Annotated in this window: 23 protein-coding genes; 16 read left to right on the top strand and 7 right to left on the bottom strand. The window is 65.6% G+C overall.

All coding sequences use genetic code 11. The features are described 5' to 3' along the window. Positions 1–40: 40 nt before the first annotated feature. From ABIB51_RS00615 to glmS, 3 genes are all read right to left on the bottom strand, one after another. Positions 41–1567: an NAD(P)H-hydrate dehydratase gene (locus ABIB51_RS00615; protein WP_354184607.1), complete on the bottom strand. Its 1527-nt coding sequence runs from the start codon at positions 1565–1567 to the stop codon at positions 41–43. 91 nt (positions 1568–1658) lie between these two features. Then, positions 1659–2006 (bottom strand): holo-ACP synthase, encoded by a 348-nt coding sequence (locus ABIB51_RS00610; RefSeq protein WP_011692749.1) that lies wholly within the window; start codon positions 2004–2006, stop codon positions 1659–1661. Between the two features lie 4 nt (positions 2007–2010). After that, positions 2011–3903, bottom strand: a complete 1893-nt coding sequence (glmS, locus tag ABIB51_RS00605) for a glutamine--fructose-6-phosphate transaminase (isomerizing) (protein WP_354184606.1) — start codon at positions 3901–3903, stop codon at positions 2011–2013. A gap of 137 nt (positions 3904–4040) precedes the next feature. Here glmS and coaA point away from each other — a divergent pair, with 137 nt between their 5' ends. The 3 genes from coaA to mscL all read left to right on the top strand — a co-directional run bounded on the left by coaA (position 4041) and on the right by mscL (position 6396). Continuing rightward, complete coding sequence (gene coaA, locus ABIB51_RS00600) at positions 4041–5006, top strand: type I pantothenate kinase (RefSeq protein WP_354184605.1); 966 nt, start codon at positions 4041–4043, stop codon at positions 5004–5006. 5 nt (positions 5007–5011) lie between these two features. Beyond that, the gene (locus ABIB51_RS00595) at positions 5012–5914 is read left to right on the top strand and encodes a M15 family metallopeptidase (RefSeq protein ID WP_354184604.1); all 903 of its coding nucleotides are present in this window, start codon (positions 5012–5014) and stop codon (positions 5912–5914) included. Between the two features lie 89 nt (positions 5915–6003). Next, complete coding sequence (gene mscL, locus ABIB51_RS00590; protein WP_354184603.1) at positions 6004–6396, top strand: large conductance mechanosensitive channel protein MscL; 393 nt, start codon at positions 6004–6006, stop codon at positions 6394–6396. On the opposite strand, the gene glmM is transcribed toward mscL, so the two are convergent. The 3 genes from glmM to rplM all read right to left on the bottom strand — a co-directional run bounded on the left by glmM (position 6388) and on the right by rplM (position 8862). Then, a complete protein-coding gene (gene glmM, locus ABIB51_RS00585) occupies positions 6388–7749 on the bottom strand; it encodes a phosphoglucosamine mutase (protein ID WP_354184602.1) in 1362 nt (453 codons plus the stop codon). The two genes, mscL and glmM, sit on opposite strands and share 9 nt — an antisense overlap. Before the next feature lie 124 nt (positions 7750–7873). Continuing rightward, complete coding sequence (gene rpsI / locus ABIB51_RS00580) at positions 7874–8380, bottom strand: 30S ribosomal protein S9 (RefSeq protein ID WP_354184601.1); 507 nt, start codon at positions 8378–8380, stop codon at positions 7874–7876. Positions 8381–8418: 38 nt separating this feature from the next. Next, on the bottom strand, positions 8419–8862 hold the full coding sequence (rplM, locus tag ABIB51_RS00575) for a 50S ribosomal protein L13 (RefSeq protein WP_015937805.1): 444 nt from the start codon (positions 8860–8862) through the stop codon (positions 8419–8421). 297 nt (positions 8863–9159) lie between these two features. Between rplM and ABIB51_RS00570 the strand changes: the two genes are divergently transcribed. From ABIB51_RS00570 to ABIB51_RS00510, 13 genes are all read left to right on the top strand, one after another. After that, on the top strand, positions 9160–9825 hold the full coding sequence (locus ABIB51_RS00570; RefSeq protein ID WP_354184600.1) for a prepilin peptidase: 666 nt from the start codon (positions 9160–9162) through the stop codon (positions 9823–9825). Between the two features lie 134 nt (positions 9826–9959). Then, a complete protein-coding gene (locus ABIB51_RS00565; protein ID WP_354184905.1) occupies positions 9960–10460 on the top strand; it encodes a type II secretion system F family protein in 501 nt (166 codons plus the stop codon). A gap of 17 nt (positions 10461–10477) precedes the next feature. Next, positions 10478–11359, top strand: coding sequence for a type II secretion system F family protein (locus tag ABIB51_RS00560; protein ID WP_354184599.1), 882 nt, complete (start codon positions 10478–10480; stop codon positions 11357–11359). A 247-nt stretch (positions 11360–11606) separates the two neighbouring features. After that, the gene (locus tag ABIB51_RS00555) at positions 11607–11843 is read left to right on the top strand and encodes a Flp family type IVb pilin (RefSeq protein WP_354184598.1); all 237 of its coding nucleotides are present in this window, start codon (positions 11607–11609) and stop codon (positions 11841–11843) included. A 61-nt stretch (positions 11844–11904) separates the two neighbouring features. After that, positions 11905–12141 carry a Flp family type IVb pilin gene (locus tag ABIB51_RS00550; RefSeq protein ID WP_354184597.1) on the top strand — a complete coding sequence of 79 codons (237 nt, stop codon included), beginning with the start codon at positions 11905–11907 and terminating at the stop codon, positions 12139–12141. A 102-nt stretch (positions 12142–12243) separates the two neighbouring features. After that, positions 12244–12618, top strand: a complete 375-nt coding sequence (locus tag ABIB51_RS00545) for a TadE/TadG family type IV pilus assembly protein (RefSeq protein ID WP_354184596.1) — start codon at positions 12244–12246, stop codon at positions 12616–12618. Then, positions 12606–13646, top strand: a complete 1041-nt coding sequence (locus tag ABIB51_RS00540; RefSeq protein ID WP_354184595.1) for a pilus assembly protein TadG-related protein — start codon at positions 12606–12608, stop codon at positions 13644–13646. Before ABIB51_RS00545 ends, ABIB51_RS00540 begins: the two co-directional genes overlap by 13 nt. A 33-nt stretch (positions 13647–13679) precedes the next feature. Further along, on the top strand, positions 13680–14447 hold the full coding sequence (gene cpaB, locus ABIB51_RS00535) for a Flp pilus assembly protein CpaB (RefSeq protein WP_354184594.1): 768 nt from the start codon (positions 13680–13682) through the stop codon (positions 14445–14447). Further along, complete coding sequence (locus tag ABIB51_RS00530; protein ID WP_354184593.1) at positions 14444–15634, top strand: CpaE/TadZ family protein; 1191 nt, start codon at positions 14444–14446, stop codon at positions 15632–15634. The genes cpaB and ABIB51_RS00530 overlap by 4 nt, the downstream gene beginning before the upstream one ends. Then, complete coding sequence (locus ABIB51_RS00525; RefSeq protein ID WP_354184592.1) at positions 15635–17107, top strand: TadA family conjugal transfer-associated ATPase; 1473 nt, start codon at positions 15635–15637, stop codon at positions 17105–17107. It abuts the gene before it with no gap. 7 nt (positions 17108–17114) lie between these two features. Further along, complete coding sequence (locus ABIB51_RS00520) at positions 17115–18050, top strand: type II secretion system F family protein (protein ID WP_354184591.1); 936 nt, start codon at positions 17115–17117, stop codon at positions 18048–18050. A 7-nt stretch (positions 18051–18057) separates the two neighbouring features. Then, positions 18058–18942, top strand: a complete 885-nt coding sequence (locus ABIB51_RS00515) for a type II secretion system F family protein (RefSeq protein WP_354184590.1) — start codon at positions 18058–18060, stop codon at positions 18940–18942. A gap of 120 nt (positions 18943–19062) precedes the next feature. Beyond that, on the top strand, positions 19063–19551 hold the full coding sequence (locus tag ABIB51_RS00510) for an Hpt domain-containing protein (RefSeq protein WP_354184589.1): 489 nt from the start codon (positions 19063–19065) through the stop codon (positions 19549–19551). Here the strand turns inward: ABIB51_RS00510 and ABIB51_RS00505 are convergent. Then, complete coding sequence (locus ABIB51_RS00505) at positions 19530–20327, bottom strand: response regulator transcription factor (RefSeq protein WP_354184588.1); 798 nt, start codon at positions 20325–20327, stop codon at positions 19530–19532. The two genes, ABIB51_RS00510 and ABIB51_RS00505, sit on opposite strands and share 22 nt — an antisense overlap. Between the last annotated feature and the right edge of the window lie 92 nt (positions 20328–20419).

Below are 20419 nucleotides of genomic sequence, written 5' to 3'. Positions count from 1 at the left end.
AGGGTTACCATCCCCGTCAGGGACGGTTTACGCGCGTTGGTTACAACGCCCGCAACACCCCCGGGAGGGCGCGGGCGATGGCGCTGGCAGTCACCGGTCCCCCGGCCGAGGCGCGGCTGCCGGACCGCCCGTGCAGGCTTGCCGCCATGGCGGCTATCGCCGCCCACTGGTCCGGGGTTTCGATGCCGAGGGCTTGGAAGGCCGAGTCCTGCGGGCCGAGCTGGGCCAGCAGCGCGCCGAGCACGCCGGAGAGGACGTCTCCGCTGCCGGCTGTGGCCATCCAGGGCGTTGCCTCCGCCTGGCTGAAGACTGCCCCGGCGGGCGACGCGATGAGCGTGGTAGCGCCCTTGAGCAGCACCGTGGCGCCGGTCAGGGAAGCGGCTTGGCGCCCCGCGGCAAGCGACGCGTCCTCCACCCCGTCGCGGCCCGAATCCACGCCGTACCGCGCCAGCAGGGAAGCCAGTTCGCCTGCGTGCGGCGTCAGGACGGTGTCCGCGGAGAGCTGGTGCGGCAGCGCGGGCAAGGCGCCGGCGTCGGCCACGATGGGAAGCCCGGTGCCCGCTGCCGCGCGGACCCGCTCCAGCTGTTCGTGGGCGCCGTCGTCGAGGCCGGGGCCCAGCAGCCAAGCCTGCACATGGGTTTCGGCGGGGTCCTCCCGTGTGCAGACCACTTCCGGGCAGGCGTGGCGGACCAGGTCGGCAACCGCGGGCGGTCCCAGGTAGCGGACCATGCCGACGCCGGCTGCCAGGGCGCCCGCGCAGGCGAGTACCGCGGCCCCGGGGTACCGTTCCGAACCGGCGACGACGCCCAGGACGCCGCGGGAGTATTTGTGGGCACGCCGTTCGGGGCGGGGCAGCAGCCGGGCCAGGTCGTCGGACTCCAGCCGGCGCAGGGCCGGCTGGGGAAGATGTGTCTCGATCCCGATCGGGACGAGCTGTACGCGGCCGGCGAAGTCCGCGCCCGGGTCAGCCAGCAGGCCCGCCTTCGTGGCGCCGAACGTCACCGTGACATCGGCCGTGAGCACGGGGGCGTGCGCCTCCCCGGTGTCCGCGTCGACTCCGCTGGGAATGTCGCAGGCGACCACCAGGCCTGGGCGGGCACGTTCCAGATCATGGATGAGGGTGGCGGCGGGTCCCCTGAGCCCGCCCCGGGCGCCCGTCCCGAGGACCGCGTCAATCACGACGTCGGTGCGTGCGGCCGCGGCCGCGATTGACGCGGCGTTCTCCGGAGTCAGGTGCAGCGTGCGGCCGCCTGCTTTTTCGAAGGCCGCCAGTCCCCCGGGGTGCGCGCCGTCCGTGGTGAGGACCGCCGTCGTCCGCATTCCGCGGCCCGCCAGCAGCATGGCGGCGAACAGCCCGTCGCCTCCGTTGTTGCCTTTGCCGGCGAGGACCGTCACGCTGGCTCCGTAGAGGCGTTCCCCGCGGTGCTGAAGCTCGCGGACCACCGTGTTGGCCAGGCCGTAGGCGGCCCGCTGCATCAGAACATCGCCCGCGCCGGAGTCCAAGCCTGCCTGCAGAAGGGGCTTTTCAGCCTCCCGTACCTGGGTACCGGTGTAGGCGCTGATCATGGTTTCAGTCCGTTCGCCGTGCGGTCGCTGTTGGCAATGCGGGTTCTGCCGGACCTGTGTTGCCGGGTGGGTTCGGCGCGGGCTGGCGTGCTCAGCCTTCGGCGAGGACCGTGGCGGTGGCGATCCCGCCGTCGTGGCTCATCGAGAGGTGCCAGCGCTTGACGCCTTTCGACTCCGCTACGGCCAGCACAGTGCCCTTGACCTGGATGGTGGGGCCGTTCTGGTCCAGTCCGATCCAGCAGTCCTGCCAGTTCATCCCTGCCGGGGCGCCGAGGACCTTGGCCACGGCTTCCTTGGCGGCGAACCGTGCGGCCAGCGACCGGGTGTTCAGTTCGCGCTCAGCAGGGACGAACAGCCTGTCACGCAGCCCGGGGGTGCGTTCCAGCTGCCGGCCGAACCGTTCAATGTCTACGACGTCTACGCCGATGCCAACAATCATGCGGCTATTCTACGGTCACGCTTTTGGCCAGGTTGCGTGGCTGGTCCACGTCGTAACCCTTGGCCGAGGCAAGTGCGAGGGCGAAGATCTGCAGCGGGACCGTGCTGAGCAGCGGGGCCAGCAGCGTGGGCGTCTCCGGAATGTAGAAGACATGCTCGGCGTAGGCCTTGACCGATTCGTCTCCTACTTCCGCGATCACAATCGTCTTGGCGCCGCGCGCCCGGACTTCCTGGATGTTGGAGACGACCTTCGCGTGCAGCGAGTCCCGGCCGCGCGGGGACGGGACGACGACGAAGACCGGCTGGCCCTCCTCGATCAGTGCGATCGGTCCGTGCTTCAGCTCACCGGCGGCGAAGCCTTCGGCGTGGATGTAGGCGAGCTCCTTGAGCTTGAGGGCGCCTTCCATGGCGACCGGGAATCCGACATGGCGCCCCAGGAACAGCACAGACTTGGCGTCGCGCATGGACGCGCCGAGTTCCTTGATCTGGTCCTCGTTGTCCAGGATTTCCTGGATCTTGTCCGGGATCTTGCCGAGGTCGGCGAGGATGTCCTTGATTTCGCCCTGGAATTTGTTGCCGCGCAGCTGTGCCAAATACAGTCCCAGCAGGTACGCGGCGGTGATCTGCGCGAGGAAGGCCTTGGTCGAGGCCACCGCGATCTCCGGGCCCGCGTGGGTGTACAGCACGGCGTCGGATTCGCGGGGGATGGTGGATCCGTTGGTGTTGCAGATGGAGACCGTCTTGGCGCCCTGCTCCTTGGCGTAGCGGACGGCCATCAGGGTGTCCATGGTCTCGCCGGACTGGGAGATGGAGACGATCAACGTGTTCTGGTCAACGATCGGGTCCCGGTAGCGGAATTCGTGCGAGAGCTCCACTTCGGTGGGGATCCGGCACCAGCGCTCGATCGCGTATTTCGCGACCTGCCCGGCGTACGCGGAGGTGCCGCAGGCCAGGACGATGATCTTGTTGACGCTCTTGAGCAGCTGCGGGTCGATCCGGAGCTCGTCCAGCGTCAGCTTGCCGTTGATGTCGGAGCGTCCGAGCAGGGTCTGCAGCACGGCATCCGGCTGGTCATGGATTTCTTTTTCCATGAAAGACGGGAAGCCTCCCTTTTCAGCGGAGGCCGGATCCCAGTCGACGTGGTATTCCTTGCCCTCTGCTGGAGCGCCGTAGAAGTCGGTGATCTCAACGGAGTCTGCGGTGATGGTGACGATCTGGTCCTGGCCCAGTTCCACGGCCCGCCGCGTGTAGTCGATGAAGCCGGAGACGTCGGAGCCGAGGAAGTTCTCCCCCTCGCCGAGGCCCACCACGAGCGGCGAGTTCCGGCGGGCTGCCACGACGACGTCGGGCTGGTCCGCGTGCACGGCGAGCAGCGTGAAGGCGCCGTCCAGGCGCTGGCAGGCAAGCTCCATGGCCCTCGTGAGGCCGCCATGGTCGGCGCCGGATTCGGCCTGGGTCCGGTAGATGTCGCCGAGCAGGGCAGCTGCGACTTCGGTGTCCGTCTCGGAGAGGAACGTCACTCCCTTGCCGAGGAGCTCGAGCCTGAGTTCGGCGAAGTTTTCAATGATGCCGTTGTGAATTACCGCCAGCTTCCCGCCGTCAGCGAGGTGCGGGTGCGCGTTCTGGTCCGTGGGGCCGCCGTGCGTGGCCCAGCGGGTGTGGCCGATGCCGGTCAGGGATGCGGGGAGCGGGCTGGCCTCGAGCTCGGCGATCAGGTTGCTCAACTTGCCCGACTTTTTGCGCGAGGAGATGGTCCCGTCGGAGACGACCGCGATGCCGGCCGAGTCGTAGCCTCTGTACTCCAGGCGCCGCAGTCCCTCGAGGACAACGTCCAGGGCATTGTGTCCAGTATTTGTCCGGCCAGCGGAGTGGCCTACATATCCAACGATTCCACACATGGACTCAAGCCTAGCGGGTTTCACGGAAAAGCCGGCGTTTGATGAAGCGGTTTGGCCGGCGACCCCCTGCCCTCCGTGCTGAGTGGCGCAGGGACGCCCATTTCGCTCTCAGGCCGGCGAAGGGCAGAATCTCTAGGGTGACTTTGCAACGCAATGAAGCGAACGGCGACGGTGTCTCCCCGTTCGTGGAGCTGGACCGGCAGACCTGGTCCCGGCTCGCTGCCCAGATGGAGCAGCCCCTTAATGAAGAGGATGTGCTGCGCCTGCGCGGGCTGGGCGATCCGCTCGACATGAAGGAAGTCCGCGAGGTCTATCTCCCCTTGTCCCGGCTCCTGCACCTCTATGTTGAGGCGGCCGGCCAGCTGCATTCCGCGACCACCACTTTCCTCGGTGAGAAGACCCAGCGCACGCCGTTCGTGATCGGCGTTGCCGGCTCGGTTGCGGTGGGCAAATCGACCATCGCCCGTGTGCTCCGCGAAATGCTCCGGCGCTGGCCCGGAACCCCCAATGTGGAACTCATCACCACCGACGGCTTCCTCTACCCGCTGGCTGAGCTCAAACGCCGCCAGCTCCTGGAACGCAAAGGGTTTCCCGAGTCCTATGACCGCCGCGCCCTGCTCCGCTTCGTGAGCGAGATCAAAGGCGGCGCCGAGGAAGTCCGGGCCCCCTGGTACTCGCACGTGACCTACGACATCGTGCCGGGCAAGGAAGTGGTGGTCCGGCGCCCCGACGTCCTGATCGTGGAAGGACTCAATGTCCTGGCGCCCGCCCGGCCCCGGCATGATGGCCGGCAAGGCCTGGCGCTGAGTGACTTCTTCGACTTCTCGATCTATGTTGATGCCAAAACGAGCTACATCGAGGAATGGTACGTGGACCGCTTCCGCAAGTTGCGGACCACGGCTTTTGCCCAGCCGGAGTCTTATTTCCACCGCTACGCCACGCTCTCGGACGCCGAGGCGGAGCAGACCGCGCGGGAAATCTGGAAGCGCATCAACGAGCCGAACCTCGAGGAAAACGTTCTCCCCACCCGCGGGCGTGCCCAGCTGGTCCTCACCAAGGATGCCGACCATTCCATCCGCCGCATGCTTCTGAGGAAGGTGTAGCAGAGGTGTGCCATGACGGCATCGGCGGCCCTGACGCAGGGCGCACAGTACCCAGCAGGCGGGCCTTCAGCCGGTTCCTCCTGGCCGGTTCCGGCCTGGCCGCCCTCGCCGCCTGCTCCCCCGCAGCGCCGCAAGACCCCGCCGCCGGGTCCGGCTCAGCGACCACGACGACGCCGGCCGCTAGCCCTTCTCCGTCCGCCACAGCCGGCGCTTCCGAGGCTCCGGTCCCGGACAGCACTCCGGCGGCAGTCCCGGGCGGAACCACGGCTGCCGGTACGGCGCCGTCGGCCTCCGCCCCCGGGCCGCAGCATTCACTCTCGGACCCCGCCAGCCAGTGGGTGGTGGTCAACAAGCACCGGGCGCTCTCCCCCGCCGCCTTCGTCCCGGCCGATCTGGTCCGGCCGCGCATCCGCCTGTCGACGTCCGGGGAGGCGGCCCTGCTGAACAGCACGACGGCGGCCGCAGCGGAGTCGATGTTCGCGGCTGCGGCGGCGGACGGCGTCACCATGACCCTGGCCAGCGGTTACCGTTCTTTCACCACCCAGACCGCCACGTACGGCAATTGGGTGCGCACGCAAGGCCAGACAAAGGCTGACACGGCTTCGGCCCGTCCCGGCTTTTCGGAGCATCAGACCGGCTGGTCCTTCGACATCGGCGATGGCAGCGGGGCGCACAGTTTCCAGCCCGAGTTCGCCAATCTGCCCGCAGCCATCTGGGCCAAGACAAGCGCCCACCGCTTCGGCTTTGTGGTCCGCTACCCGTGGATGTTCCACGACATCACCGGCTACTGGTACGAGCCGTGGCACCTGCGCTTCATCGGTATCGAGGCGGCCACGGACATGACGACCCGGGGAATCGCCACCCTCGAGGAATACTTCGGCCTGGAAGCCGCCCCGTCCTACCTGTAGGGGCCGCGGACACGGCCTGCAGGGACACAGGACCCCGAACTTACCTGCCCGCCACCCCGTGTTCACAGGACTGCGCTAGCTTGGTGTCCATGCTGACCGGATTCAAGAATTTCTTCATGAAGGGCAACGTCATCGACCTTGCCGTCGCCGTCGTCATGGGTGCCGCCTTCGGGGCAGTCGTGACGTCCATTGTGGAAGGCCTGCTGACCCCGCTCATCGGGATGCTCTTCAATGCCAAGGGGATCGAGGAGATGGCCTGGGAGGGCTTCAAGTACGGCTCCGTGATTTCCGCCGTGATCTCGTTCCTGCTGATCGGCGCAGCCGTCTATTTCGTGGTGATCCTGCCCATGAACCATATGATCGAGCGCCGCAACCGCCGGCTCGGGATCAACGAGGACGTCAAGGAAGAGGCGGCCGAGGACCCGCAGATCGCACTGCTGACGGAGATCCGGGACGCCCTTCGGAAGGAAAACTCAGTCTGACGCGAGCGCCAGGGCCAGTTCGGTCCGGACTACCTGAGCCAGGCGTTCGGCCACGGCCTGGGCCGTCTCCTCGTCCGCGGCCTCGACCATGACGCGCACAACCGGCTCGGTGCCGGAAGGACGCAGCAGGACCCGTCCGGTGTCCCCGAGCTCGGCTTCGGCGAGGGCAACGGCCTCGGCCACGGCCTCATCGCCTTTCACCCGTGTGCGGTCGACGCCCTTGACGTTGATGAGGACCTGCGGGAGTTTGGTCATCACGGTGGCGAGGTCCTTCAGCGGACGTCCGGTCAGGGCCACCTGGGCGGCAATCTGCAGGCCGGTCAGGACGCCGTCTCCGGTGGTCGCGTGGTCCGCGAAGATCACATGCCCGGACTGTTCCCCGCCGAGGTTGAAGCCGCCCTCGCGCATTCCTTCGAGGACGTAGCGGTCACCCACCCCGGTTTCGCGCAGGCTGATGCCCGCCTCGCGCAGTGCAATCTTGAGTCCCAAGTTGCTCATGACGGTAGCTACCAGGACGTCGTCCTTCAGCTTGCCTGAAGCCTTCAGCGCGACGGCGAGGATGGCCATGATTTCGTCGCCATCGACCACGTTGCCTTCGTGGTCCACCGCAAGGCAACGGTCCGCGTCGCCGTCGTGGGCAATGCCCAGGTCCGCGCCGTGTTCCAGGACTGCCCTACTCAGCGGGCCGAGGTGGGTGGAACCGACGCCGTCATTGATGTTGAGCCCGTCGGGCTCGGCGCCGATCACGATGACGTCCGCGCCGGCGTCCTTGAAAACCTGGGGGGAACAGCCGCTGGCGGCGCCATGGGCGCAGTCCAGGACAATCTTGAGCCCGTCCAGGCGGTACGGGAGTGTACCCAGCAGGTGCACGATGTAGCGGTCCTCGGCGTCCGAGAAACGCTGGATGCGGCCGACTTCGCCGCCGAGCGGCCGGAACGGCTCCTTGCCCAGCTGCTCCTCGATGGCGTCCTCGACGTCGTCGGGAAGCTTCTGCCCGCCGCGGGCGAAAAACTTGATCCCGTTGTCAGGGGCGGGGTTGTGGGAGGCGGAGATCATCACGCCGAAGTCCGCGTCCAGATCGGCCACCAGGTAGGCAGCTGCCGGGGTGGGTAGCACGCCGGCGTCATAAACGTCGATACCGGAACTTGAAAGCCCGGCTTCCACGGCAGCCGCGAGGAATTCGCCGCTGGCACGCGGGTCGCGGGCAACCACGGCGCGGGGCCGTGTTCCGTTGGTATTGCGGTCGTGGCCCAGCACGACGGCCGCGGCCTGGGCCAGCTGCAACCCCAGCTCGGCAGTCAGCAGGCCGTTCGCCAAGCCTCGGACACCATCTGTTCCAAATAATCTAGACATCGGGTCAAGTTTAGACGATAGGGACATCGCCTCCGGCCAGTGCCCGAGTTTGGATCGTCATCCGGACCCCTTAAACGGCGGAAGCCCGCCCCGCATAATGCAGGACGGGCTTCCGGAAGCGGAATTAACGCTTCGAGTACTGCTGAGCCTTACGGGCCTTCTTGAGGCCAGCCTTCTTACGCTCGATGACGCGGGCGTCACGGCGAAGGTAACCGGCCTTCTTCAGGGTCGCGCGGTTGTTCTCGGTGTCGATCTCGTTCAGTGAACGGGCGATGCCGAGGCGCAGGGCGCCGGCCTGGCCGGAGATGCCACCACCGTGGATGCGGGCAGTGACGTCGTAGGCGCCATCAAGATCAAGGATCTTGAAGGGTTCGTTGACATCCTGCTGGTGCAGCTTGTTCGGGAAGTAGTTGGCCAGTTCGCGGCCGTTGATGATCCACTTGCCGGTGCCGGGCACGATGCGAACGCGTGCGACGGCTTCCTTGCGACGGCCAACTGCCGCGCCGGCAACCGTGAGGGCCGGGCGTTCCTTTTTGGGCGCTTCTGCTTCTGCAGGACCGCTCTCCGAGGTGTAGCTGGTCAGGTTTTCCTCAGCCACAACGGCCTCGGTGGTCTCTTCGTTCTGAGCCACGATTCTCCTTGTATAGATAAGTTGTTTGGTGGCCAGGACTACTGGGCGACCTGGGTGATTTCGAAAGTCTTGGGCTGCTGGGCGGCGTGCGGGTGCTCTGCACCGCGGTAGACCTTCAGCTTGCCCAGCTGCTGAGCAGCGAGGGAGTTCTTCGGGAGCATGCCCTTGATGGCCTTCTCCACAGCGCGGACCGGGTTTGATTCCAGCAGCTCTGCGTAGTTGACGGAGGTCAGGCCGCCCGGGTAACCGGAGTGGCGGTATGCGCGCTTCTGCTCCAGCTTGGCGCCGGTCAGGGCAACCTTTTCAGCGTTGATGATGATGACGAAGTCGCCCATGTCCATGTGGGACGCAAAGGTGGCCTTGTGCTTGCCGCGCAGCAGGATTGCGGTCTGGCTCGCGAGACGACCAAGGACAACGTCTGTGGCGTCAATGACGTGCCACTGGCGGTTGATATCGCCGGGCTTCGGGGTGTACGTACGCACGGTGTTTGCCTCGTTCTTGTTCTGGCGTTCTTGTTTTAGGCGTCACTCTTAAGGTGCACCTACTATCTATGCGCTACCGGAACAGAGGTGAGGGCTCCATGTAACCAGTAGTCCTATGGTCCCGAATGTGCACGATGAGTAGCTATCCTGCAACCGGATTCTCATACGGGCACGCATCATCGAGAAAGGACACGCACAACGACTACCAAGAATAGCGGAAGACGGGCCGCTGGGTCAAAATGGGGTGTCCGGATGCATCCTGCCCGCCGCCGGCCCCGCCGCGTCCTTGGAGGCACCGTGTCCGATCCCGCCGTTTCAGACTCCGTCGCCGTGCTCTTCGTGGCAGCAATCGGGGCTCTTGGACTGGGACTGGGACTGCTGGCCGACTTCGCCACCCGCCGCGCCCTGCCGGATCTTGCCGGCGGACCGTCCGTCCGTCCCAGAATCACGACGGCGGCAGTCACCTTTGTATTGTCGGCCTTGCTCGCGTGGCGCTTCGGCCCTTCCCCCGAGCTGGCCGCCTACCTGGTGCTGGGAGTTGCCGGTGTTCAACTGGCGCGGATCGACATCGTCCACCATCTGCTGCCCAACCGGCTCGTGACGCCCTTGCTGGGAGCCGGGCTGGTCCTGCTAACTGCCGCAGCCGCAGCACATGGAGCTTCGGAAAACCTGATGCGCGGCATCGCCGGCTCCGTAATATTGTTCCTTCTGTACCTGATTCTTGCCCTGACCAGCCGAAACGGCCTCGGAATGGGGGATGTGAAGCTCGCAGCACCACTCGGGCTGTACTTAGGCTACCTAGGCTGGTCCCAATTGTTTTACGGCGGCGCCCTGGGCTTCGTTGCCGGCGGCCTCTCCTCCCTTGTGCTCGTGCTCAAAAACCGCGGAAATAGGCCTAACGAAGTCGCCTACGGCCCGTCCATGCTCGCGGCCGGCCTCGCAGTCATCCTGCTGATTCCCTAAAGATCCGACAGGTCCGCAGGACCGCAGAAGTAGCAAGTTGGCTTACCAAACCAAGTAATTATGGCCGTACCCTGCCGAAAAACTGAGCCCGGCGTCGGAAGAAATTCGACGAACAGGTGCAGGACACCCTTCAGATGCTCGCCGGCGGTCTCCGGGCTGGGCACAGTCTGCTCCGTTCAGTGGACGCAGCCGCAGAGGAGTCCGAGGAACCGATGAAGGATGAGCTGACCCGGGTCCTGAACGAGACCAGGATCGGCCGGGATCTAGGGGAATCGTTGAACGACGTTGCCCGCCGCACTGAAAACGACGACTTCGCGTCGATAACCCGGGCCATCGACATCCACCGGGAAGTCGGCGGAGACCTTGCCCACGTTCTGGACAACGTCGGCGAGACCATACGTGACCGGAACCAGATTCGCGGCCAGATCAGGGCGCTGAGCGCGGAGGGTCGAATGTCCGCCATGGTGCTTATGGCGCTCCCCATTGTCATGTTCATTGGGCTGACGCTCTTCAACCCCATGTACTCGAGGGTGTTCCTGACCACGATCCCGGGCTACCTGATGATCCTCACGACGGTGGTCCTGTTGACCGTCGGCGGCTTTTGGCTCAGCCGGCTAATCAAACCGAAGTTCTGAGAGGAAGGGAGAGAACCGTGCAAACCATCGCATACGCCGCCATCTTGGCGGTTATCGCCCCGCTCTCGATGATGACCTGGCTGGTCTTCACCGGCGACCGGGCGGGCCTGCGGAACATCCAGGCCAATCTCGGCCGGCGTCCGCAGGAGGGCGGATCCCTGCTCTCGGCCCATGGACAACTAGCTGCCCTTACCACGAGGGCGACTCCCAAGGGCTATGCGGCATGGCTGGACAAGCAGCTCGCTGGGGCCGGTCGCCCCAAGGACTGGCCCTTGGGCCGCGTCATCATGGTGAAGCCTTTGCTCGCGCTAGCTGGGGCCGTAATGGGAATGTTCCTCCTGGTGGGTTCCCCATCGGCCCTCAACTTCCTTTTGATGCTGGGCTTCACGGCGCTGGCCTACTTTGTGCCCGACCTCCTGCTGCGAAATTACGCCCAGAAGCGACGGGAAAAGATCAAACTCGAACTACCCGATGCGCTGGACCAGATGCTCATTTCCGTCCAGGCCGGACTCGGTTTTGAGACGGCCATGGCGCGGGCTGGCCAGAACGGCAAAGGGCAACTCGCCGACGAGCTGATCAGGACTCTCCAGGACATCCAGGTAGGGCGCTCCCGCAAAGAGGCGTACCTGGCCATGGCGCAGCGGGTTGACGTCCCGGACTTGAGGTCCTTCGTCCGGGCTGTAGTCCAAGCAGACACCTACGGCATCGCCATCGCCAAGGTGCTCGAGTCACAGGCGAAGGATATGCGCGTCAAGCGGCGGCAGCGGGCGGAAGAGCATGCCATGAAAATGCCTGTCAAGATGCTCTTTCCGCTCATCATGTCCATCCTCCCGGCGCTCTTCGTTGTTATTCTCGGCCCGACGGTGATGAGCATCATGGATGTTTTCGCGAACAAGTAGCTCGGCGACTTTGAACCGCCCACCAGACCGGACCCCCTCGGACCCCAGAGCCGAGGGGGTCCTCCTGTGTGTCAGGGCAAAGGGGCGTGCCAAGCGCAGCGTCCGCGCAGGGAACGTACAGGAAACGTGCAGTTTGGGAAGCCTTGGCACAGGATGCTTCAAGGTCGCATCGTCGGCGTGTCGGCGGTTGCTAAGTTCCACTCAGTGCTGGTGCAGGGCCAGCCCCGACCTCGCTCAGGAGTCCCACATGCGTTCCTTTTTCTCCAACCTCGCATCCCGTCTTCGCCGTGACCAGCGCGGCGCCACCGCTGTGGAATACGGCATCATGGTTTCGCTCATCGCCGTCGTGATCATCGTCGCGGTCACGCTGCTTGGTGGCACGTTGAAAGAGACCTTCAACTCGGTCCAGTGCAGCGTCAAGGGCGGCGTCTACACGGCGGCCACGACGGGCACCACTCCCGTCGCCGGAAGCTGCTCGAAGTAACACCCACCTTTTCGTCCCGTCGCTGGCGTATGCCAACCACCCAACTCGCTCAGGAGGCCCCATGCGTTCCCTTTTCTTCAACATCGCCACGCGTCTTCGCCGCGACCAGCGCGGCGCCACCGCTGTGGAATACGGCATCATGGTTTCGCTCATCGCTGTCGTGATCATCGTCGCCGTCACTCTCCTCGGCGGGACTTTGAAAGAGACTTTCAACTCGGTCCAGTGCAGCGTCAAGGGCGGCATCTACACGGCGGCCACCACGGGTGCCACTCCCACCGACGGCAGCTGCTCCAAGTAGCAGAACCACGCGATCCAGCGGACAGGGTTGGGGACGGCTCCGTCGTTCCCAACCTGCCTGTTTCAGGAGCCATCGAAAAAGAGATCCAGAAAGGCGGTCCCCATGTCCAAAGCATCTGAACGGGGCGCCGTGGCGGTGGAGTTCGCTATCCTGGCCCCGGTCCTGGTGATGCTGCTTCTGGGAATCATGGAGTTCGGCCGCGCCTACAACGCCCAGGTCATTCTCTCCAGCGCCGCCCGCGAGGGCGTCCGGGTCATGGCCATCAATAACACTCCCGCGTCCGCCCTCACCGCAGTCAAGAACGCGGCAACGGGCCTGCAGCCGGCACTGACGGACTCAAACATCACAATCAGTCCCGCTACTTGCACATCGGGCGCCCAAATGACGCTCAAGATCACTTACTCGCTGTCCACAATGACGGGCATCGCCGGGCCTTTTCCGATGGAAGGGAAGGGAGTCATGGTATGCGGCGGCTAGCTGGACAGGGACCCGACGTAAACCGCGAGCGCGGCGGCATCAGCGTCATCGTCGCCATCCTGATGGTTGTCCTTCTGGGTTTCGCTGCCCTCGCGGTTGACATCGGCATGCTCTATTCCGAGCGGACCCAGCTGCGCAATGGGTCGGACGCCGCTGCCCTGGCCGTGGCCCAGAAATGCGCCAAGGACGCCAACGACCCGGAATGCTCAGCTACCTCAGCCCTTGCACGTAGCCTCGCCAGCAGCAACGCCGGGGACGGGCTCAGCAATGTCCAGTCGTTGACCCTGGACAAGGCGGCCCGAACGGTCACGGTCACTGCCGGAGCCCAGGAAGCCGGCAAGGAACCCAACCAGGTTTCGTTGTTCTTCGCCCGCGCCCTCGGCATCAACACCACCGAGGTCGCTGCCGCTTCAACGGTCCAGTGGGGCAGCCCGCTGGCGGGTCCGACAGCGTTTCCCGTCACTTTCTCGATCTGCCAGGTTCAGAACCACGTCGACCGCACGCTGCAGTTGCTCCAGAACCATGGCAGCAACGCCAACCCGGATTGCTTCTACGGTCCGTCCGGCGCCCCGGTCTCAGGCGGCTTTGGCTGGCTGACCAGTGAACCGGGCGTCTGCGGCGGATTGATAGACCTCGACGTTGCCGAAGCGGGAAGCGACCCGGGAAATAGCGGTGCCCCGGACGTCTGCTTGGCGATCCTGCAGCGTTGGGCCACCGACATGACGGCCGGCAAGGACGTTGTCGTGCTGTTGCCGGTCTTCGACGAGGTCAGCGGCACCGGGTCGGGCGCCGTTTACGGGCTGAAGTCATTTGCCGCGTTCAAGGTGCAGGGCTGGAAGTTCAGCGGTAACGACGACCTCCCCAAATCATTCCGGAACACCACAGCCTACGTTTCCTCCTCGGTGGCCTGCGCTGGAAATTGCAGGGGGATCATCGGCAGCTTCATTAAGTATGTCTCCCTGGCGGACGGATTCACGCTCGGCCCGGTGGACGCCCATGGCGCAACTATCGTCCGGCTCACCCAGTAACACGTTTTCGACCTAGCAGTTCAGGAGCAGTTTTTGAAGTCACGCCTATTGGCAGGAGTGGCGGCCGTAGTGCTCGCCATAGTCGGAGCCATCCTTGTAGTCAGCTACGCGCAAGGAGCCGACACCCGGGCCGTGCAGAGCCTGGAGCCAGTCTCAGTGCTCGTGGTCAAGCAGGCGGTTCCCGCCGGCACTTCGGTAGCCGCCCTCAAAGCCTTCGTGGCCAGTGAGGAACTTCCCGGCAAGGCGGTCACAAAGTCGGCGCTGAAGAACCTCGATGGACTTGCCGAGAAGGTCACGGCCGTCGAGCTGCTGCCGGGCGAACAGTTGCTGGCGGAGCGCCTCATCGCCCCCGATGAGTTTCAGTCAAGCGGGTCCGTACAGGTACCGGAGGGGCTGCAGGAAGTCTCGTTCCAGCTCGAACCACAGCGTGTCGTCGGCGGACGGATCGAACCGGGAGACCATGTGGGTGTCTTCATCAACCTGGCCGGTGGCGGCAACGAAGCCAAGGCAGACAGGAAGACGACCCAGCTTTCCATCCACAAAGTGCTCGTGACGGCGGTACAGCGCGCACCCGTAGCCACGCCGGCTCCCGAGCCTTCGGCCCCCGAAGGTTCTGCGGCACCGCCCGAAGACACTTCGCTCCCAACGGGATCGCTTTTACTGACCGTCGCCGTCAGCGACCTCCACGCCGCCAAGATCGTCTTCGCCGCGGAATTCGAGAAAATCTGGCTCAGCAAGGAACCGCTCAACGCCACAGACAGCGGCCCCATGATCATGGAGATACCGGAGGTCTACAAGTGAGCCGCTTTGTCCTGATCACCCCCAACACCGACTTCGATGCCCGGGTACGCCAGGCTCTCGCGGGCGGGCTGCCGGGCGGGCTGCAGACGTTTGCCGCCATCAACCCGGCCGATCCGGGCGAACTGTTCGCAAACCTGAACCAGGAACGCCCGGAGGTGCTGATCCTCGGCCCGGGCGTTCCCGTTGAAGACGCCCTGACCCTCGCCACGGTCTTCGGCGTGCAGGTGCCGGAACTCAGCGTCGTCCTCGTGGGCGAACCGGACCCCTCCTTCGTCCTGCTCGCCATGCGGGCCGGGATCCGGGACATCCTCAGCCCCGAGTCCGACCCCGTCCAGATCCGCATGCAGCTGGAGCGGGCCTGCCAGTCGTTCACCAGCCGGAGCCGGACCGCGGCAGTCCAACAGTCCGAGAGCCCCAAGGGCCTGGTCATCGGCGTCTTCTCCCCCAAGGGCGGCGTCGGAAAGACCACCATCGCCACCAACATCGCCATTGGGCTGGGAAGGGTCGCCCCCATGGGTGTGGTCATTGTGGACCTGGACCTGCAGTTCGGGGACGTCGCCTCGGGGCTCTACCTCAACCCCGAGCACACCGTGACGGACGCCGTCTCGGCAGCGGCCAGCCAGGACTCGCTGGTCCTCAAGGCCTTCCTGACCGTCCATCCAGGCAACATCTATGCCCTCTGCGGTCCGCGGACACCGGAGGAAGCCGACGACATCACGCCGCAGCAGGTCACCCGGCTGCTCGAGCAGCTCGCGGAGCAGTTCCAGTACGTAGTGGTGGACACCGCGCCCGGGCTGCCGGAGGTCGGGCTTGCCGCCCTCGAGCAGTGCACGGACGTGGTCTGGGTGACCGCCATGGACGTACCCAGCATCCGCGGGCTCCGGTCCGGGCTCCAAATCCTGCGCAGGCTGGACTTGCTGCCGGAGAGCCGGCACGTCGTGCTGAATATGGCCGACTCGAAGTCCGGATTGAGTGTCCAGGATGTTGAGGCAACCATCGGAGCGCCCGTGGATGTCAGTATCCCCCGGTCCAAAGCCGTGGCATTCTCGACCAACCGGGGCATCCCGGTGCTTCAGGACGGACGGAAGGACCCGGCTGTCAAGGGACTCCGTCAACTCGTGGCACGGTTTGATCCGGCTTGGCGTGCCACCGCCCAGAAGAAGCTCCACCGTCGGGTGGTGGTGTAAGTGAAGCTTTCCGAGCGTCTCCGTACCGCCGAAGGAACTCCTGCCGCCCCGCCGGCAATGTCGCCGCCCCGCACCAGCGAGCCGGCGGCGCCGCCGCCGGCGGCCGTCGTCGCCGCGTCACCGGTGCCCCACCCGTCGTTCGCGGAACCCCAGGAAGTGCCCCGGCCCAGGGGCCAGCAGCCGGTCGATGCCTTCGCCGCGCTCAAGCAGCGCGCGGCCACCGCCCTGTTCGAACGGATGGGTGCGCGGTTCAACGACTCCGCCATCAAGGAAGATGAACTCCGCACCTCGGCCCGGGAGGAACTCACCCGGATCATCGACGCCGAGCAGGTTCCGGTGTCCGCCGAGGAGCGTTCCCGGCTGGTCCGCGATGTGGCGGACGATGTCCTGGGCTACGGACCCCTGCAGCGGTTCCTCGACGACCCCGCTGTCACCGAAATCATGGTCAACCGGATGGACCAGATCTACGTCGAACGGCACGGCAAGCTGACCCTGACCGAATCGCGCTTCAGCTCGGAAGACCATCTGCGCAAGGTCATTGAGCGCATCGTGTCCAAGGTGGGACGCCGCATCGACGAGTCGTCCCCGCTCGTGGATGCGCGGCTCGAGGACGGGTCCCGCGTCAACGCCGTCATCCCGCCACTCGCGGTCGGGGGGTCATCGCTGACGATCCGTAAGTTCAGCAAGGTGCCGCTGACGGTCCGGAACCTCATCGAGTTCGGCACGCTCACACCGGAAATGGCAGAGCTGCTCAATGCCTGCGTACGGGCCAAGCTGAACATCATCGTCTCCGGCGGCACCGGCACCGGCAAGACAACCCTGCTGAACGTGCTGTCGTCCTTCCTGCCGCAGGACGAGCGGATCGTGACGATCGAGGACGCCGTCGAGCTCCAGATCCAGCAACAGCACGTGGTGCGGCTGGAAAGCCGTCCCCCGAACACCGAAGGCAAGGGCGAGGTCACGATCCGCGAGCTGCTGAGGAATTCCCTGCGTATGCGCCCGGACCGGATCGTCGTGGGCGAGGTCCGTGGCGGTGAGTCACTGGACATGCTCCAGGCCATGAACACCGGTCACGACGGCTCACTCTCGACGGTCCACTCCAACTCACCGCGCGACGCCGTCGCCCGGCTTGAAACCCTTGTCCTGATGGCGGGCATGGACTTGCCGCTGCGCGCGATCCGGGAGCAGATCGCCTCCGCCGTGAACGTGATCATCCAGATCTCCCGGCTCCGGGACGGCACCCGCCGGATTACCCACGTCACAGAGGTCCAGGGCATGGAAGGGGACATCGTCACGCTCCAGGACGCCTTCGTGTTCGACTACTCTGCCGGCGTCGACGCCCACGGTCGGTTCCTAGGCAAGCCGGTCCCCACCGGAATCCGCCCCCGTTTCATCGACCGTTTCGAGGACCTGGGCATTCACGTCTCGCCGAACGTGTTCGCGGCACCGCTGACCGCGGCCGGACGGGTGTGAGGAGGCCATGACGCTGCTGCCTATCGGTGTCGGGCTGCTCTTCACCGCCCTCCTGCTGCTTGGATACGCGCTGCTCGCCACGGGCGGGGGCGGAGTGCCGCTGGACCGACGGCGCCCCTTCCCGAACCAGCCCGACTCCCAGCTGACCCGCTTCGCCGGTTCCGCGGTGGGTATGGTGGACGGCTACTTTTCGCAGCGGAAGGTCCGGCTCTTCAACCGGGAGGCCCTGGAACATGCCGGTTTGCGGTTGAGCCAGGCCGACTTTTTCGTACTGCTTGGCGCCGGAGCCCTCGTCGGAGCGCTGGCCGGCCTGGTTGTCGCCGGTCCGCTGCTGTCGGTCCTCATGGTCCTCCTGGCGCCGCTCGTGGGGCACCTCTTGATCGGCTTCCTGGCGGGCAAGCGCCGGGCCAAGTTTGATGAGCAGCTCGGCGACACGCTCCAGCTCCTCGCCGGCGGCCTCCGGGCCGGCCACAGCATCCTGCGTGCCATTGACGCCGCCGCCACCGAGTCGCAGAGCCCGACGTCGGAAGAAATGCGCCGGGTCGTCACGGAAACCAGCCTGGGCCGCGACCTGCTGGCCTCGCTGAACGACACCGCGGAGCGGATGCGGAACGAGGACTTTGTCTGGATCGCCCAGGCCATCCAGATCAACCGTGAAGTGGGCGGCAACCTGGCCGAGGTGCTGGACCAAGTGAACGAGACGATCCGCGAGCGCAGCGAGATCAAGGGGCACATCAAGTCCCTCGCCGCCGAGGGCAAGTTCTCCGCCTATATCCTCATGGCCATGCCGATCGGCATTGTGGTGATGCTGATGCTGGTCAACCCCGGCTACATGAACGTCATGTTCACCCACCCCCTGGGCTGGACCATGATCGTGGCATCCGTGATCCTGATGGTCATCGGTGGTCTGTGGATGCGCAAGATCATCGACCTGAAGTTCTGAGGCCGGAATGGATTCCCGAATACTTCTCGCCCTCCTGCTGGTCAGCCTGCCGCTCGGATACCTTGTCTGGTCGCTGCTCTCGGTCGACCGCACCTCGCAGCGGGCCATCCGCGGGATGCTGGCGCTGGGCACGGAGCAAAGCGGTAATGAGGAGCGGGGGCGGAACCCGCTGCTCGCGCGGATCGGCTATCGCCTCACGCCTCCCGGCTACGTTCGGAAACTCGACAAACTCCTGTCCCTTGCCGGACGCCCGGCCTCGCTGCCGCTCGGGCGGGTGCTAGCGGCCAAGCCGCTGCTGGGCCTGGCCGGGGTTGCGCTCGGCTTCTACATCGGCAGCATCGGGCCGATGCCGATCATCAAGCTGGTGGGGGTCTTTGTAGTACTGCTGGGCTACTTCATCCCCGATCTCCTGCTCTACAGCAAAGGCGAGGAACGTCAGAAGCTGATGCAGCTGGAACTGGCCAACACCTTGGACCAGATGCTCATCTCGGTGGAGGCCGGCCTCGGCTTCGAAGGCGCCATGGCGCGGGCGGGCGAAAACGGCAAGGGCCCCCTCGCGGAGGAACTGGTCCGGACCCTGCAGGACATGCAGGTGGGCAGGAGCCGGCGCGAGTCGTATCTGGCACTGTCCGAACGCACCAAAATCCCCGAGCTGCGCAGCTTTGTCCAGGCAATCGTCCAGGCGGACACCTACGGCATCGCGATCAGCCGCGTGCTCCGGATCCAGGCGAAAGTCATGCGGGTCAAGCGCCGGCAGCGGGCCGAGGAAAAGGCGATGAAGCTGCCGGTCACCATCTTGTTCCCGCTGCTGTTTTTCATCTTCCCGGTGCTCTTCATCGCCATCCTGGGTCCCGCCGTGATCAACGCGATCGTCACATTCAGTGGCCCGTAGCTGACCGGGCACGCCGCCGCGCCGCGGTCCTGCGCGGGATGCCACAAGGAATGCCGAAAGGTTTCCGCAGGAAAGCCCGGAGCGTGAAATATCTGCCGGGACAGGCAGTAGCGTGGTCGCATGTCCTTCTTAGCTGCCCCAGACGACGGAGAAGCGAGCGCTGCCCTCTCCCCCGATGCTTCCCTCGGTGGCGCTGGGCTGAGCGTCCCGCCGGCGGTGCCCGCCCCGGCGTTACCGGCAGCACCGGCCACCGCGGCCCCGCTCGTGGATCCCGCGGCGCTCCAGGACCTCGGCGTCCAACTGGACAGCCCCGCCGTCGCCAAGGATTTCGCCCGCGACTACGCGAAGATGTGGCAGCAGCGCTACAGTACCCTGGCGTCGGCCCTCGCCGGTAGCGACGAGGTGGCAGCCCTCGATGCCGTGCTGAGCCTGAAGACGTCCTCGGAGATGGTGGGCGGCGTCCGCTTGGCCCAGCTGGCGGCGGAGCTTGAGCAAGCCGTCCGCGGCGGCGAGATGGACCGGGCCAGCGCCCTGCTGCGAGACGTGGCGGAACGCGGCAGCGAGACCATAGACGAACTCCAGTTCAGCTACGTCCTCTGGGACAGCTGACCCCGCTCCGGCGCCAGCCGGTAACCCACACCGCGGACAGTCTGCAGCCAGCGTGGCTCCAGCGGATTCTCGCCCAGCTTCCGCCGGAGGTTACCGATATGGACTTCCACCGCCCGTTCGTCGGATTCGCTGATGTAAGCGTCGGCGCGGTAATACTCGCCCCGCACCACCCTGACCAGTTCGGTCTTAGACCGGACCGCGCCGGCGCCCTTCAGCAAGGCATGCAAGAGGTCGAACTCGCTTCGGGTCAGGCTCGTGGCCGAACCATCGACCACTATCAAGCGGGTTTCCGGGTTCAGGGTCAGACCGTTGTGGCGGAGCACAGAATCATCGGCTGGCGTGGCACTGCCGGCGGCTTCCGGGCCGGAGAGGAGCGAGCCGGCGGGCGGCGTAGCCCTGCTGTCCTGGCGTGGCCGGCGCATCATCGCCGCCACCCGGGCGCGTAATTCCCTCGGCCGGAACGGTTTGCTGAGGAAATCGTCCGCGCCGGTATGCAGCGCTGTCAGGGTATCGAGTTCGTCGGTCCGGGCAGTCAGCATGACCACGTAGGCGTCACTGAACTGACGGATACGGCGCAGCACTTCGTAGCCGTCGATATCGGGCAGTCCCACATCGAGCGTCACTACGCTGGCATCCCGGAGCCTGACGACGTCGACCCCTTCCCGTCCGGCGGCCGCCGAATGGACTTCAAACCCCGCCTGGCTCAGCACAGCTTCGACAAGATTGCGCACGTCCACGTCGTCTTCCACAACGACGGCGACTCCAAGATCGGTCATGGCCCCCCTCACATCTGTTGCTGCTCCGCTGTCCGGCGCCGGTGCGTCGTCCGTCCCACCAACAGAAGCCACATTACCCAGTTTTGTGTCAA

Source organism: Arthrobacter sp. UYCu712, assembly GCF_040547005.1.
Lineage (GTDB): Bacteria > Actinomycetota > Actinomycetes > Actinomycetales > Micrococcaceae > Arthrobacter.
Note: the sequence above shows the minus strand (reverse complement) of the source record. Positions and strands in the feature narration are given on the sequence as shown.

What these genes read in the sequence shown, in the direction of transcription:
- ABIB51_RS00615 (WP_354184607.1), bottom strand. Translation starts at nt 1,567, where the DNA reads ATGATCAGCGCCTACACCGGTACCCAGGTACGGGAGGCTGAAAAGCCC.
- ABIB51_RS00610 (WP_011692749.1), bottom strand. Translation starts at nt 2,006, where the DNA reads ATGATTGTTGGCATCGGCGTAGACGTCGTAGACATTGAACGGTTCGGC.
- glmS (WP_354184606.1), bottom strand. Translation starts at nt 3,903, where the DNA reads ATGTGTGGAATCGTTGGATATGTAGGCCACTCCGCTGGCCGGACAAAT.
- mscL (WP_354184603.1), top strand. Translation starts at nt 6,004, where the DNA reads ATGCTGACCGGATTCAAGAATTTCTTCATGAAGGGCAACGTCATCGAC.
- glmM (WP_354184602.1), bottom strand. Translation starts at nt 7,749, where the DNA reads ATGTCTAGATTATTTGGAACAGATGGTGTCCGAGGCTTGGCGAACGGC.
- ABIB51_RS00565 (WP_354184905.1), top strand. Translation starts at nt 9,960, where the DNA reads ATGCTCGCCGGCGGTCTCCGGGCTGGGCACAGTCTGCTCCGTTCAGTG.
- ABIB51_RS00555 (WP_354184598.1), top strand. Translation starts at nt 11,607, where the DNA reads ATGCGTTCCTTTTTCTCCAACCTCGCATCCCGTCTTCGCCGTGACCAG.
- ABIB51_RS00550 (WP_354184597.1), top strand. Translation starts at nt 11,905, where the DNA reads ATGCGTTCCCTTTTCTTCAACATCGCCACGCGTCTTCGCCGCGACCAG.
- ABIB51_RS00545 (WP_354184596.1), top strand. Translation starts at nt 12,244, where the DNA reads ATGTCCAAAGCATCTGAACGGGGCGCCGTGGCGGTGGAGTTCGCTATC.
- ABIB51_RS00540 (WP_354184595.1), top strand. Translation starts at nt 12,606, where the DNA reads ATGCGGCGGCTAGCTGGACAGGGACCCGACGTAAACCGCGAGCGCGGC.
- ABIB51_RS00520 (WP_354184591.1), top strand. Translation starts at nt 17,115, where the DNA reads ATGACGCTGCTGCCTATCGGTGTCGGGCTGCTCTTCACCGCCCTCCTG.
- ABIB51_RS00515 (WP_354184590.1), top strand. Translation starts at nt 18,058, where the DNA reads ATGGATTCCCGAATACTTCTCGCCCTCCTGCTGGTCAGCCTGCCGCTC.
- ABIB51_RS00510 (WP_354184589.1), top strand. Translation starts at nt 19,063, where the DNA reads ATGTCCTTCTTAGCTGCCCCAGACGACGGAGAAGCGAGCGCTGCCCTC.
- ABIB51_RS00505 (WP_354184588.1), bottom strand. Translation starts at nt 20,327, where the DNA reads ATGACCGATCTTGGAGTCGCCGTCGTTGTGGAAGACGACGTGGACGTG.